The following is a 13556-nucleotide window of genomic DNA, read 5'->3' on the forward strand; positions in this document are numbered from 1 at the left end:
TTTAGATATTTTGAAAATAAAAAGGGTAGCACTTAATAAGGCTAACCCTTTTAGTTGTCTAGCAATTTTCCTGTCAATTCTTCCACACGTTCGCGAACGGCTAAAAGATTTGACTGCATATCTTGAGAAAGACGAGGTTCGATAATTCTTATTGGCATAGTCAGTTTAGGCCAAACTTTTACCGTATAGCAAAGTAAGGTACCCGTCTTATCGTCTAAGACACAGTTATTTAAACGCCAGCTACCCGAGAAATCTTTGAAATCTCCTTCCACCATTTGAAAGCTAATCAGATCGGGAAAAGATTCTTCTAAATCTAGAACTACTCGTGCCGAAAAATTCAGCTTGAGCAAGCGTTGCGAACCAATTTGTTCTAAGCGGATACCTCCACTAGGATGTTCTAATTTCTTAGAAGAAGCTAGACTGGGAACAAAATCAGATAAAGCTTGATAATCGGTTAGCACCTGCCAAACTTTTTCTACTGGGTGAGGAATTTCAATTTTAGCCGTAATTTGTCGTTGACGTTCTGTGATTTTTTCGACTTCGACAGTTACGGCTTGTAAATTCGGATTTTTGCTGTTAAGCGTCGAATTTGAATCTTCTTGGGGAACGTTTTGTTGTTTAATCATGAAGTCTCCAAAGCTTCGCTATCATCAGAAAATTGTGGGAAAGTTAAAGTGAATTTTATTAGGCTTAACTCGGAATCTTCAATAGAAGTACTTTCTACGCTTATTTCTCCATTCAGATGCTGTATTAAAGACTTAACCAAAGCTAAACCTAAGCCAGTACCTGGTGTCCATCTACCTTTACCTCGACGGAATTTGTCAAATATAAAGGTCGCTTCTTCTTCAGATATACCACGTCCAACGTTGATGACCTGAATTTGTAATTGGTCAGTTTTAGTCTCTGTTTGGCAAATCTGGGAAACTAGCAACTCTACACAACTATCGCGTTCGGAATACTTACAGGTATTTGTGAGCAATTCTTGAAGAATGCGGTCAAAACTTTCAACTTCAGTTTGCAGTTTGAGCGGTTCTGATGGTAAGAGTAGGGCAATACTCAATCCTTTTTCTGCTAATTTTTTATCAAAAGCAGCTGCTGTATCTTGAATTTTAGTATTTAAATCAATTGTTTCAAACTGCGGACGTTCTTGATGAGTTTCCAACTTCTGGAGCGTAAGTAAGTCATTAATCAAATTAATTTCCTTAGTACATTCCTGCTCCAGAATATCCAAATATCTGGCTTGGCGATCTGCGTCGATTTGGGGTTGTCGTAAATTACGTATTGCCATACGCATATTAGTTAGAGGATAGCGCAGGCGATCGCTCATGTTGCTCAAAAACTCATCTTTGAGTTCGTTAAGTTCGCGCAACTGCTCGACGTATTGTCGCGTTCTTTCGTATAGCTTAGCTTGAACTTCCAAACTGCGCTGTAATTGAGCCGTGCGTTCGTCTACAAGAGTTTGTACTTGCTTGAGAGTTTGCGTCTGAATAATCGCATTGCTGATTTGAGCGCAAACCATTTCTACGATATTTAATTCAGCTTGCTGCCAATTGCGGCGTTGCTTCTGCTGTAATACCAAAAATCCTAAGACTTTACCTTGGCTTTCCAAAGGCATTAACAGCGCTGCTGGTAATTTGTCTAAAACAAACACGGGAGCAATTGTAGAAGTATCTTTACGCCGATCTGAATTATCATTTATGGCTACAGGCTTAGACGCTTTAAAGGCACGCTGGGATATACCGCAATCTGCCAGCGAGTAAGACTGTTCTAGAGATTGTAATTGCTCGCAAAGCCCAGATTCTTCCCTACACCATTCACTAACAACAGTAGCTTTAGCTTTGGGAATTTGCGTTTTAGCACGAATCCGGAATAAAGGATCTGAGTATTTTAATAAAATTAATAAACCGCGATCTGCCCCTAAAGCTTCTGCTGTAGAGGAAACAACCAACTGGAGCATTTGGTTAAACTCTAAGTTGCTGCGGTTGAGTATAGTTAATTGCTGAATCAAGCTTTGGTGCTGTTCGCTTTTTCGCACCTGCTGTTTTTGTAAAGAAATTGTCTGTGCTTGTGCGACTTGAGCAAAAGCAATGGCGCAGCAAGATTCCACAGTTCTTAAAAGTTCTTTCTCTGTATCGCTCCACTCATAAGGCTCGCATTTGATCAGACTAATTACGCCGTTATTTTCACCACCAAAGCGAGTCGGAATAGCTAATACAGCTTTTATTGGTAAAGGAAAATTTTGACACCCTATGACCAAACTTTCCTGAATTGTGGAAATATCCTCAATAGTAAATGGCTCCGCTGCACATTCGACTACTGGTAATTCCAATTGTTCTATTGAAAACGCTTCGTGCTGGTGGTTGGATAAACCAAGATAATCTTTTTGGGCACCCCAACTAGCACTCAGAACCTCTCCGAAATCTTGCGAGGTTACTAAACAGCAGTAATCGACCTCGAAAGCACTTCCCACTAACCGAGCAATTTCTTCCAGCATACGGTCGGGAGGCGTGCAAGAGGAAGCGATAATTTGATTGATTTCATATACCAATCGATGGGCAGGTGTAACAGGATGCTGCATCAGCTTAAATTGGTATTTTTCTAGGTCTTCTTGTTCATCCGGGCGCTGCTGCGGCGATGTTGTTATACGCTTTTTCATTTGTGGCAAACTCTTGGATAATGACCTCATTGTCGTTTTACCCAACCTCCTGGTACTTTATTTACCTTGTTTTCTGTAACTGCACCCTGATGAACCGTAAAGGGTTCTAAAAATCAATTCTTTCACCTGTTATAGCCCCTTTATTTAAAAATGACTTTCGTCACTGGTATATAAAAAATCTTTCCGCGAGCAAAGAAATATTATTAGTATACTGAATTGCTTATAATACTTTAGTAATTCACTTCGGATACCAGTCAGTATTTTTTGCTTTTCTCAGACCCAGAATATCCTCATCTACAGCCTCAGACAAACCGTATTTTCTCTAGAGTAGAGTCAAATAGTCGGCGAATATTATCCGCATTACCACTTAGGTGCAAAACTACAATATTACTATTTATTTTGACCCAAAGAAGCTCTTTAAAAGTAATTTTCTATCGGTCGTCAGATAATTTAATTTTGCTTGAGGACAGGTTAAGAAAAAAATATGCGTGACGGGATGGTTGATTAATTTTTGACTCCTATTCTTATCGGTCACTTACTTATTAGGCTCAAGGTTTGTATCTGTCAAGTACTGTCATACCCCCTATAAATCAAAAAATGCAACTCCCAACGGCTTTATAAGTTACATAAACCTCTTGACTAGAAGAATAAAGTGCAAACCATTAAATATATCGCGATCGCTTTTTATGTCACAAATTTTAATAATTATTTTAATAAAAATAAGGCTGCCCAATGATTGGGGAAAATGGAATCATTGGGCTGTGCTGTTTAAAGAAATAATTAGCCAGCTAAACTCTCTATACTTAGAGGAACCATATCCCCAGTTTTCGTAAGTCCTAGCAGCATTGGTTCCTGGGCTTGAATAACTTGTCCGGTAAGTACGCAGCGTTCTTCTTGCTGGGATGTCGCTGCTATACTTGCTCGAATATCAGCACGCGAAAATCGCGGCTTCCACTCACCTGATTTTTGCTGGACATAATTCCATAAAATATCTCGAATTAACGCTTGATATCCTTGATTGCCTGATAGTTCCTTCAACTTGTCTTTTAGCTCCCGTTCCAAGCGGATGCTAGTTACTTCCATTTCGGTGGTAGGTGTGCGAGCAATTGTATGCATGAAAATTCTCCTTAAAACTGTAGACAGGATAGTAATACAAGTGTAGTATGTTTATAGAAATGTTCAACAAGTCAAAAGTTCTTAGTTTCGTTTCAACTCCAAGAATGAATTCAGGAGCTTGTATTAAAGGCATTTGATCGATTTCAATTCTTGACTTCCAACATAGGTGAAATTTTCTGTGATATTTACAGCGTTCTACTCCACTTCCCTAGCTATTTCCAACTGTCCAGCCAGTTTGGAATCGGCTGACTCGGGAGTGGAGTATTTATTTATGGGCGGATGTAATTGGAGTCACGGGCAATCGGCACAAAATAATCGAGATTATGAATATATCAGAATCATTTATTTACTCAATCAACTGAAACCAGATAAAACAAGCGGGAGGTACTGGCAAGACAGATGTCGTACCACACATTAAATCAAAGACTTCAAGTCAACATTTAACCCCCGCCTCCTTGAACAAAGAAGCGGGGGTTTTTTATGAGGAGCCAAGCTGCTATGAGCATTATGCAAGTACTCGAAAAATCTGTAGTAGTGTTTTCGCAAAATTATTTGCCTCTGTGTCGCGTGAACATTAAGCGGGCAGTCGTGCTGTTAGTAACCGAGAAAGCAGAGCCATTAGATATTACTACGGAAAGCGGATGGCATATTAGCTCTCCCAGCTTGGTCGTTTACGTACCGAAGCATATCCGCTTAAAAATTGCTTCTCGCGAACGAATGTGGAAATTACCCCCAGTAAATCGCCGGGGAATTTTACGTAGAGACAGCCATAGCTGCCAATACTGCGGTACCACTAAAAACCTCACCCTAGACCACGTAATCCCCCGTTCTCGCGGTGGTCGTCATACCTGGGACAACGTTGTAGCTGCTTGCTCTGTGTGCAACTCTCGCAAAAGTAACCGCAGTCCCAAAGAAGCTGGGATGCCACTTCGTACAAAACCAAAAGCACCCGTACATCCAACCGTTTCTTTTGCGGAACAGTTTTGGAAAGGTATTGTGCAAGCAAACCTGGAATAACAGGAGAGCATGAAGAATGCTGAAATTAACTTATACAGAAAACAGTTTTTACTTAGAGCTTTTAACTGAGTCCGTTGAAGAATGGATACAAGCCCGAGTAATACTAACTTTACGAATCGGTCAAAGCTTGTGCGTCGAACCCAGCACGGCAACATTTTTGCTTCCTGTTAATTTACCAGGGCTGGCACAATTACACACTCAAGTTGAGCAACTGGATAACCGCGAAGTTATAGAATTATATGCTTGCGATACAGAATTTTTAGAAGTTTCTTTACGGGGTTATTGGCTATCAGCAAACGGGCAAAGCATGAGCGGTGGTTTTGTTACTACTATGAGTCAAAACACTGAATTCTTCCTCCACAATCTCTGGTTGGAAGCTCGTAAAAGCGCCTCCTTTGCAATCGAATGAACGCTTTAATACGTGATTAAAAGCTATTAGCTCCACCGCTGTTAGCTGTTAGCTGGCAATGTTCATTGGGGATTTAAACCCCAACTAATTGCTTGCACGCCAATTGACGGTGGGGTATTAAACCCAGAGACGGCTAAAAGCTAAAAGCTAATAGCTGAAAGCTGGATAATTAGGCAATCTAGACGAGGAAAAGTTTACTTATATAGGACTTAATAGCGCCCCCCAATTTAGCGGGGGGTTGGGGGGATCTTAAATGTCTGAAACACGCTCCTGCACCGTTGTGGTTGCGTAAGTCCTGTTATGTCTGGTCTGGTTTGTCTATTTATTTTGGATTTTAGATATTGGATTTTGGATTGCGAAATTTATAAAATAAGTTTTTTATAAAACCTCTTGACGCAACCTGTATTATAAATGTAGTATAAACCAATCAAGCGAAATACAAAAATTTGAAATTTAACAAGTTTGTGTTATAAAGTAGCCTGAATTGGCTAAAAATGGAAGTGTACCATGTCCGTTCAAATTTTAGAGATGATAGAGCAATTAAAATCGTTAAATTTAACTGAAACTTCTGAATTAGTTAAAAAAATAGACGATATTTTTAATATGAATGCTTGTCGTACTCAAGTTAATTTAACTGTTGTAATTAACCCAATTGCAGATGACGGAGAAGCTGAAAGTCAACAAACTGAATTTGATGCAATTTTAGAAAAACTTCCTTTTGATAAAAAGGTTGCCATTCTTGAATTACTACGAGGGATAACTGGTTTAGGATTGAAAGCAAAAGATGTTGATTCCGTACCTCAAGCTGTTTCTGGAATTACAATTGCTGAAGCCGAAGAGATTAAACAACAATTGGAAGCAGTAGAAGCGAAAGTTTTTCTAAAGTGATTGATGATGAGTGGTGAAAGTATTCGAGTTCGTCGGGTTGTGAGATTTGTGCTTGGGGAAGATATAGGGAATTAACCTCACCCCAACCCTCTCCTTAACAAGGAGAGGGAGTTATTTATTATTTTAGTCACACCAATATAAAAAAGATATTTTTAAGATTAAATGAATAACTAACATGCAAATTGCTTATTTTTCATGTTCAGTAAAAACACAATTGTCCCTATGATTATCCAAGAGTATCTTGAAAATAGATAGTTGTTAAATCAATTTTAAAGGGCTTGCCAAAAATGTCTTATCAAAAGAGTTCTTGGGACATCGAAATTGAACGTGAACTGAAACAAATGAAAGTAGAACTAAACCACAAAGGTAATATTTGCTCAAATGCAGGTGAAGGCTTAGAGGTTGTTCTAGATAAAATAAATAATCTTGTGGGTATGCAGAATGTGAAAGATGAGATGAAAACTCTTAGCAACTTTCTGAAAATCCAAAAATTAAGACAGGAAAAAGGACTAGGCAGTATTTCAGTCACTTTACATTCTGTATTTTGTGGTTCTCCCGGAACAGGAAAAACTACAGTTGCTCGTTTGATGGGTGAAGTATACAAAGAATTAGGAATACTTTCTAGTGGTCATTTAATTGAAACAGATAGGTCGGGTTTAGTTTCAGGTTATGTTGGTCAAAGTGCAATCAAAGTAGATAAGCTTGTAGAGTCAGCCCTAGATGGGGTACTTTTTATTGATGAGGCTTATGCACTTAAACCAGAAGGCTCGCGAACTGATTTTGGACAAGAAGCTATAGACACCTTACTTAAAAGAATGGAGGATTTTAGAGACAGATTAGTAGTAATAGTTGCTGGCTATAGCAACGAGATGAAGAGATTTATTGATGCAAATCCAGGTTTGGGGTCAAGATTTAATAAGTATTTCTATTTCGATGATTATAAACCAGAAGAATTAACAACGATATTTACAAATGTTTGTAATGATAATAATTTTAACATTACAAATGAAGCAAAAGAAAAACTATTGAATGAGTTTACTTGTTTATATACTAAGAAAGATAAAAACTTTGGAAATGGAAGATTAGTAAGAAATATCTTTGATAAGACTGCTGAGAAGCAAGCTAATAGATTAGTCAATATTTCTCAACTCACTAAGGAAATGATGATGAATATTCTACCTGAAGATATTCCTGAAAGCCAAGATTACCAATTTATTCTTTCCCGCTGCTTTTATTGATTTGACACGGTTACATATATACTACAAAAAAACTACATTGATAAATAATCTCCTCCTAACACAGATTCAAAATTAATCAATTACCTATAAATAGATTTATTTATAGCCTCGTAACTTTCCAAGAGAGGTGAAACATGAGCATATTTAAAGTCGAAGTAGTAAAAATTAGTAGCGTTGATTCTCATCCTAATGCCGATAGATTAGATATTATTTCCATCAGCGGAATGGGATATCAAATAATTTCAGCCAAAGGCAATTTTCAAACTGGAGATTTAGCTTTTTATTTTCCTATAGATAGCGTGATTCCCGAAAAGTATGTAGAAGAATTCGGCATAGGTTCTTATTATTCAAAAAGATTGCGTGCGGCAAAACTACGAGGAATATTTTCGGAAGGTTTGTTGATTCCGGTTGGTGAAGATTTTACAGGAAATATTGGAGATGACTACACAGAAAACTTCGTAATTACTAAATATGAATATCCAATTCCTAAAACAATGAATGGGGATATGGAAAATCATGTCGGACATTACAAATTCCCGGCTCCACAGCACCTCAAACGCTATCCAGATATGTTCGCAGAGGGAGAAGAAGTAGTAGTTACCGAGAAAATACATGGAACTAACTTTACTGTTTTAGCAGATGCTGATTCTACAGTTCGTATTGGCAGCCATAATTACTTCTGGAAAGATAATGAGACTAATAAAAATTTAGTTTACATTCGCGCTTATCACGAAAACGAAGCTTTGCAGAAACTTCCACCAGATACTCAAGTTTTTGGAGAAATATACGGCGTACAAGATATTAAGTATGGCTTAAAAAACGGCAAAATCGGTATTGCTTTATTTGCTGTACGTCGCGGTAAAGATTTCCTTAATTACAATGATTTCGTTGGTTTCTGCCAAGAATTTAATTTACCAACAGCACCTTTGCTTTACTTTGGTGCTTACAGTCAGGAAATAGTTTCTAATTTCAATAATAAAGATAGCGCACTTTCTTCAGATTGCATGATGGAAGGTGTAGTGATTCAACCCACTATAGAAAGAACTCATCCACTTTTTGGAAGAGTGACTTTGAAATTAATTAGCGATAGATATTTGCTTCGTAAAGGTGGAAGTGAGTTGCATTGATTTGATTGATAGTACCCTCAGACTGTAAGTCTGGGGCTACACAAACAAAGCCCACCTTACGGTGGGCTAATATAGCAGTTTTCAGTTGAGAAGAATACAATATGAGTGGGATGGACATCCTTGTCCGTCCGATTTGTACCAATTTACTCTGTATTCTACCCAAGTGAAAACCGCTATCTCCCAAATTTCATTTGAGTTAAGCACATTTTTGTGAGATGGGCATCCCTGCCCGTGTTAATTTGATCAACTTTGCGAATCTTTGTAATATCCAATATTTTAAATCTTATTAACTAAACTTTTAAAGGTATAATTTATAAACTATAATTATCCATCCTTTTGTTTTTCTTCGTTTAAAATCTAAAATCTAAAATCTAAAATCCTAAAATGGTATAAGCTTCCTAAAATAGAAAGCTGAAAACGTCCTTAAACCTGCAAATATGGAATTTGACTATTTCGGACAAGATAACTCTCGCGGTAACAATAATCGCCAAACTTTGCTGGCTAGCGGTTGGCGACCTTTTTATAGAGAATTAAATTGGGAATATTTGTGGCAATTATTATCTAATGATTCTCAGGAATTAACTCAAAAAACATTAAACTTAACTAGCAGCTTAACTGAGACGTTAGGAAGAAATCATTATGCTTGGTGGGCAAATTTAATGAGTCTTACTTCTGAAGATACTCGCTACGAAGTTGAGAAGTATTGGAATTATGTAACTCCAGATCCGTTGACACCAGACCATCGATATAAAGACGTTTTAAGTACAGAAACGCCGATAGTTCAATTTGTTAGCCGCAGCAGCATTCCAATTGATTATCTTTTAAATAGACTTCAAGAAATTGCCGTTTTTCGAGTTCTTAGCTTATTAGATGTTCCCGATCTAATTACTCAGTACTATCAGGAAAGAGATTTTTATTTGCCTATCGAAAAATTTAAAAGTTGGGAACGTTTGGAAGTTATCAATACGGTTTATGGTTACTGGTCAAAATACGATGTTTGGCTGCAAATTGAACCTTACGAAAGAGGAAGAAGACAATATACTTTAATGGCAAAGGATTTAACGCCATTAATTAACAAATCGATTTACGATTTAGCAGTAATGCTGAGTGGATATCAAAGTCGGGTAGGGAAAGTTAATACTCAGTTTTCTATAAACAGTTTTCCTGCGGATATTCAAAATTTTACTGATGACGTACAGCAAGCAGTTTTAAATCAAACTCAATTAGCAGTATTGGTACATGGGGAACCCGGTACTGGTAAAACAGTGTGGACTCAAGCAGTTGCCAAAGAGATTCTTGTACCTCTTGGATACGTGATTTTCATTTTAGATCGGGATGCTGTTTCTAACTTTGTTCCACCAAGCTATTTAGAACGGATTTGTATCATCATTAACGAAGCTGATAACTTAGCGCAAGATCGAGCTAGTGAAGTTGCACAATACGGCAATAAAACCGAACATATTTTAAGTTTGCTGGATGGAACCTTATATCAAAGCGTGATTGATGACTCTAGGTTTCAAATTCAGCAGCGCTTAGTTATATTAATGACTTGCAATACTACAGAAAGATTAGATCCGGCTATGTTGCGGAAAGGTAGAGTCGATTTAATCTATGAATTTAAGCATAAATATGTTTAAGTCAAAGGTTAAAGGTTAAAGGTCAAAAGTCAGAGATAATCAATTTATTCGGAATCTTGCTTTTAACTACTGTTGAAATTCTGAAAGTAAATTGTTTCTATAATTCATGCGAAAAACAAAGTCTTGTGGTGTTATTGTGATGAGAAAGCAACCCCAGATAGGCTTTCTCTTAATGCTTAAAAACCCTAAGTCTAAACACATCTATGATATCCCAAAAGGTCATATTGAGTTTGGGGAAGATGAAGTTAGTTGTGCTTTAAGAGAATTATCTGAAGAAACAGGAATTGCACTCAAAGATATAGATTTAGATACTAATTTTCGATATACCGAAAGTTATCACACTAGGTATAAACGATTTAAAGGAGAAAAAGTCGAGAAAACATTGGTGATATTTTTGGGATGGCTGAAGCACGAAGTTGATTTAAAACTTACCGAGCATAGCGGCTATCAATGGATGAATTGGAATCCACCACATAGGATTCAGAAAAAAACAATTAATCCTTTATTGGCGCACTTAGAGAAGTATTTGTTTATTTGATTATTTATTTGCTGATTTGCTTCTAAGTTCAAGATATAAATTATGAAACTTCATCGATTTGAAAATATCAGTCTATTTTATACGAAAGCAAAAGATTATTTATTGAATGATGAAGCATTACATAATTTACAGTTGGGAATTTGCAATAATTTAATTAATAATCCAGAAATATATAAAATTAAACCTTATTTAGCAGCAGTAGAACAAAATGGAAAGATTATTGCAGTTGCGATGATGACACCTGTTCATAAATTACTATTGTCAAAAATCAAAGATTAAACAGCAATAGGTATTATTATTCAAGATTTGCAGCAGGAATATGAATTATTAACGAATGTAAATGCACCTGTAGTTGAAGCACAAGCTTTTGCAGAAAAATGGTGGTTATAAACCTGTAGCTGATTGGAATAATTATTCTTTTTATTAAAGATTTCAACGTAGCGAATCTTGATTTTGTTTTACAGCATTTTCAAAAATCTCGATGTACTATAAATGGTGCGTTACGGCATTTTCAACATGGTAATTTCTAATCCAATATATTAGAGCCGTAACACACCCTACATTGATTGTTAATTTTACTGCGGTTCTTGAGGTATATTTAAACGTCTCCCGAATCTGTCATAAACTAAAACATCCCATTGTCCGTTCAAAGTATACTCAAACGCAATCCTGTTACCGTCGGCACTAATTGTTGGATTGCGGACTTCTGCTTGCAAATTACCCGTCAAATTGCGCGACTGACGAGTTTCCTTATCGTAAAGAAAAATATTGCTTCTTCCCTCGCGAGAAGCAGCAAACACAATATATCTAGCGTCTTGAGAAACCGAGGGATGACTGGCGATCGCATCAAATGAATTCAGCCCAGGTAAGTTAATCAAATTGCGAGTCATCCGATCGAACATATAAACATCTTGGCTGCCCCGGCGATCGCTCGTGTAAACAATATATCTATCAGAAATATGTGGATTTAACTCCGCAGCACCAGAATTAAGACCTCTACCACTATTATCAAATGGGTAACTTAATATACGCGGAGAACTACAAGCACCCAGCAAACTAAAACTGATAAATAAGCAAATTGAAATTAACTTTTTGGGCATTGGTAATTGGGCCGAAGGGCATTGTAAATTAGTAATCTGAAATTTATAATTTATAATTTATAACTCCTAACTCTTAACTCTACCCCCTCTCTCCTTGTCCCCTTGTCCCCTTGTCCCCCCATCTCCCTACTCCGGTGGCGTACTCACTGGCGCACCATTGGGAATATCTAACTCTACATTTGCTCCGCGATCGAGGACTTCAATATCCCACTGACCGCGAATTGTTGTTTCAAATACAACATACCTGCCATCAGGGCTGACGCTAGGGTTTCTTACCCAGCCGTTGTAAGTGGGGGTAAGGATTTGGGACTGTCCGACGGCGCGGTCGTAAAGCCCAACGACTGGTCTACCACGGTCGCTGGTGCTGTAAACTATGTAACGTCCGCTGTAGCTGAGGCTGGGACTTTCGGCGATCGCATTACGTCGATTCAAACGCGGTGTGGGAATCAACTTTTGCTGCTCTAAATCGTACAGTAATAATTGCTGAGTACTGCTACGATTTGATACAAAGGCTAAAAAGCGACCGTTTCCACTTAAAGCTGGTTGTTCTTCGGTGTTACGAGTATTTAAGGAATTAGAACCAATGGGAACGTCGTTGTAACTACAAGATACAAGTAAACTAACCAAACAAAGACAAAGACTCCAACGTATTTGTGATTGGAGCCGAAATAAACCGATAAATTTTTTCACCTTGAACTAATATTATCTGCTGCCAATACCAATTTTTAGCTATTCGTCATCCAATTTTACTTCCGGTGGTTCGTTCTCGTCTTCTAAACGAACAATTGGGTTGTATTCTTCATAATCGGTGGGTATCACCTCATCCATTCCCCCCCGTTCTCTTCTGGGATCTGAATTCCTGGGACGACGTTTTTTTGCAGTTCTTGGTTGGATAGGTTGGATAATATCTTCGTCGCTTTTTCTACGGGTAGTAGATGGTCTTTCGTTACTGCGACGAGGTGTTCTTCTTTCTTCAGTACGGGAATTATCCCAATCATCTACTGGTGGAGGATTTGAACCCCAATCACTTTCTTCAAGTCTTGGTGTGCTACGGGTGGTAGTGCGTCTGCTGGAAGTGGAACTGCGACGACGAGGTGGTCTGTCATCTTCAATTCTTTCTACATCGTTACGACGTTCCGGACGACGGGGGGCTGGATCTTCGTAGTATTCACTGCGAGATGGGCGAGTGTCCCTACTTCCTCGAATTTGAGGACGCGAGGTGGAACGTTCGTCTTCATAATATGGATCGTAAGGTAAAGGCTCCCGGTCATAATCTTCTACCTCAGCACCATACTTACCGCGATCGTCATAGTCGTAGCGATCACTGACATCTCGCTCGCGATCTACAATCGGAGTGCTGCGCTTGGCCTGCTGAGTAGCTATACCGCGCAGACGAATACTTTCATAAGCAAAATATACGGTAGTTCCCACCAAAAGCAACTGACCGAATTGCAAAATAGGGTCTAATCGCCAACCTTGAAAAATAAAAATAAAACCGCACAATAAGCCGACAGCGGCAAAAAATATATCTTGGTCCCGCGAAAGCTCCGGACGTACAGTACGAAGAAAATATAGTCCCGCTCCAGCAACAGCTAGAAAAATTCCTAAAATACTAGCCGGGTTAGTCCCTATATTTACCTGAGCCAGAACGCTGGCTGAGTTCAGCCCATAAGTTAGCATTGTTCTTTCATCCCGATATCAAATCTATATTAACGACTCGCAATTAAAATCTCTACAGCAAGCAAACACAAACATACAGCAAAGACGCGAATTGTCTGACTCCAAACCGGAGTTATTCAATACCGCGTCTTTACATTGTTGCTTAAAGTT

General features: G+C 38.2%; 15 protein-coding genes. 9 read left to right on the forward strand and 6 right to left on the reverse strand.

Translation table 11 applies throughout. The annotated features are described in order from the left end of the window. Nucleotides 1-50: 50 nt before the first annotated feature. The 3 genes from ACM03V_RS05155 to ACM03V_RS05165 form a co-directional block, all read right to left on the reverse strand. On the reverse strand, nucleotides 51-626 hold the full coding sequence (locus ACM03V_RS05155) for an SRPBCC family protein (protein ID WP_414619685.1): 576 nt from the start codon (nucleotides 624-626) through the stop codon (nucleotides 51-53). Further along, entirely contained in the window at nucleotides 623-2656 is a 2034-nt protein-coding gene (locus ACM03V_RS05160; protein ID WP_414619686.1) for a GAF domain-containing protein, read from the reverse strand. The genes ACM03V_RS05155 and ACM03V_RS05160 overlap by 4 nt, the downstream gene beginning before the upstream one ends. A 780-nt stretch (nucleotides 2657-3436) precedes the next feature. Beyond that, a complete protein-coding gene (locus tag ACM03V_RS05165; protein ID WP_414619687.1) occupies nucleotides 3437-3772 on the reverse strand; it encodes a hypothetical protein in 336 nt (111 codons plus the stop codon). A gap of 178 nt (nucleotides 3773-3950) precedes the next feature. Here ACM03V_RS05165 and ACM03V_RS05170 point away from each other — a divergent pair, with 178 nt between their 5' ends. The 9 genes from ACM03V_RS05170 (at nucleotide 3951) to ACM03V_RS05210 (ending at nucleotide 10905) form a co-directional block, all read left to right on the forward strand. Further along, on the forward strand, nucleotides 3951-4190 hold the full coding sequence (locus ACM03V_RS05170; protein WP_414619688.1) for a hypothetical protein: 240 nt from the start codon (nucleotides 3951-3953) through the stop codon (nucleotides 4188-4190). A 62-nt stretch (nucleotides 4191-4252) separates the two neighbouring features. Next, nucleotides 4253-4789, forward strand: coding sequence for an HNH endonuclease (locus ACM03V_RS05175; RefSeq protein WP_414619689.1), 537 nt, complete (start codon nucleotides 4253-4255; stop codon nucleotides 4787-4789). 16 nt (nucleotides 4790-4805) lie between these two features. Beyond that, the gene (locus ACM03V_RS05180) at nucleotides 4806-5198 is read left to right on the forward strand and encodes an alr0857 family protein (RefSeq protein ID WP_414619690.1); all 393 of its coding nucleotides are present in this window, start codon (nucleotides 4806-4808) and stop codon (nucleotides 5196-5198) included. Nucleotides 5199-5705: 507 nt separating this feature from the next. Next, entirely contained in the window at nucleotides 5706-6086 is a 381-nt protein-coding gene (locus tag ACM03V_RS05185) for a ribosomal protein L7/L12 (protein WP_414619691.1), read from the forward strand. Between the two features lie 287 nt (nucleotides 6087-6373). Continuing rightward, nucleotides 6374-7324, forward strand: coding sequence for an AAA family ATPase (locus tag ACM03V_RS05190; protein ID WP_414619692.1), 951 nt, complete (start codon nucleotides 6374-6376; stop codon nucleotides 7322-7324). Between the two features lie 134 nt (nucleotides 7325-7458). Continuing rightward, nucleotides 7459-8451 carry an RNA ligase family protein gene (locus ACM03V_RS05195; protein WP_414619693.1) on the forward strand — a complete coding sequence of 331 codons (993 nt, stop codon included), beginning with the start codon at nucleotides 7459-7461 and terminating at the stop codon, nucleotides 8449-8451. 437 nt (nucleotides 8452-8888) lie between these two features. Further along, nucleotides 8889-10088 carry an AAA family ATPase gene (locus tag ACM03V_RS05200; RefSeq protein WP_414619694.1) on the forward strand — a complete coding sequence of 400 codons (1200 nt, stop codon included), beginning with the start codon at nucleotides 8889-8891 and terminating at the stop codon, nucleotides 10086-10088. A 106-nt stretch (nucleotides 10089-10194) separates the two neighbouring features. Then, nucleotides 10195-10626: a bis(5'-nucleosyl)-tetraphosphatase gene (locus tag ACM03V_RS05205; RefSeq protein WP_414619695.1), complete on the forward strand. Its 432-nt coding sequence runs from the start codon at nucleotides 10195-10197 to the stop codon at nucleotides 10624-10626. Between the two features lie 42 nt (nucleotides 10627-10668). Further along, nucleotides 10669-10905: a hypothetical protein gene (locus ACM03V_RS05210; protein WP_414619696.1), complete on the forward strand. Its 237-nt coding sequence runs from the start codon at nucleotides 10669-10671 to the stop codon at nucleotides 10903-10905. 296 nt (nucleotides 10906-11201) lie between these two features. On the opposite strand, the gene ACM03V_RS05215 is transcribed toward ACM03V_RS05210, so the two are convergent. The 3 genes from ACM03V_RS05215 to ACM03V_RS05225 all read right to left on the reverse strand — a co-directional run bounded on the left by ACM03V_RS05215 (nucleotide 11202) and on the right by ACM03V_RS05225 (nucleotide 13406). Continuing rightward, complete coding sequence (locus ACM03V_RS05215; protein WP_414619697.1) at nucleotides 11202-11726, reverse strand: TolB family protein; 525 nt, start codon at nucleotides 11724-11726, stop codon at nucleotides 11202-11204. A gap of 126 nt (nucleotides 11727-11852) precedes the next feature. Continuing rightward, complete coding sequence (locus ACM03V_RS05220) at nucleotides 11853-12416, reverse strand: TolB family protein (protein ID WP_414619698.1); 564 nt, start codon at nucleotides 12414-12416, stop codon at nucleotides 11853-11855. Between the two features lie 39 nt (nucleotides 12417-12455). Next, nucleotides 12456-13406 (reverse strand): Ycf66 family protein, encoded by a 951-nt coding sequence (locus ACM03V_RS05225; protein ID WP_414619699.1) that lies wholly within the window; start codon nucleotides 13404-13406, stop codon nucleotides 12456-12458. Between the last annotated feature and the right edge of the window lie 150 nt (nucleotides 13407-13556).

The sequence above is a fragment of the Calothrix sp. CCY 0018 genome (genome assembly GCF_963920925.1).
Taxonomy (GTDB): domain Bacteria; phylum Cyanobacteriota; class Cyanobacteriia; order Cyanobacteriales; family Nostocaceae; genus Rivularia.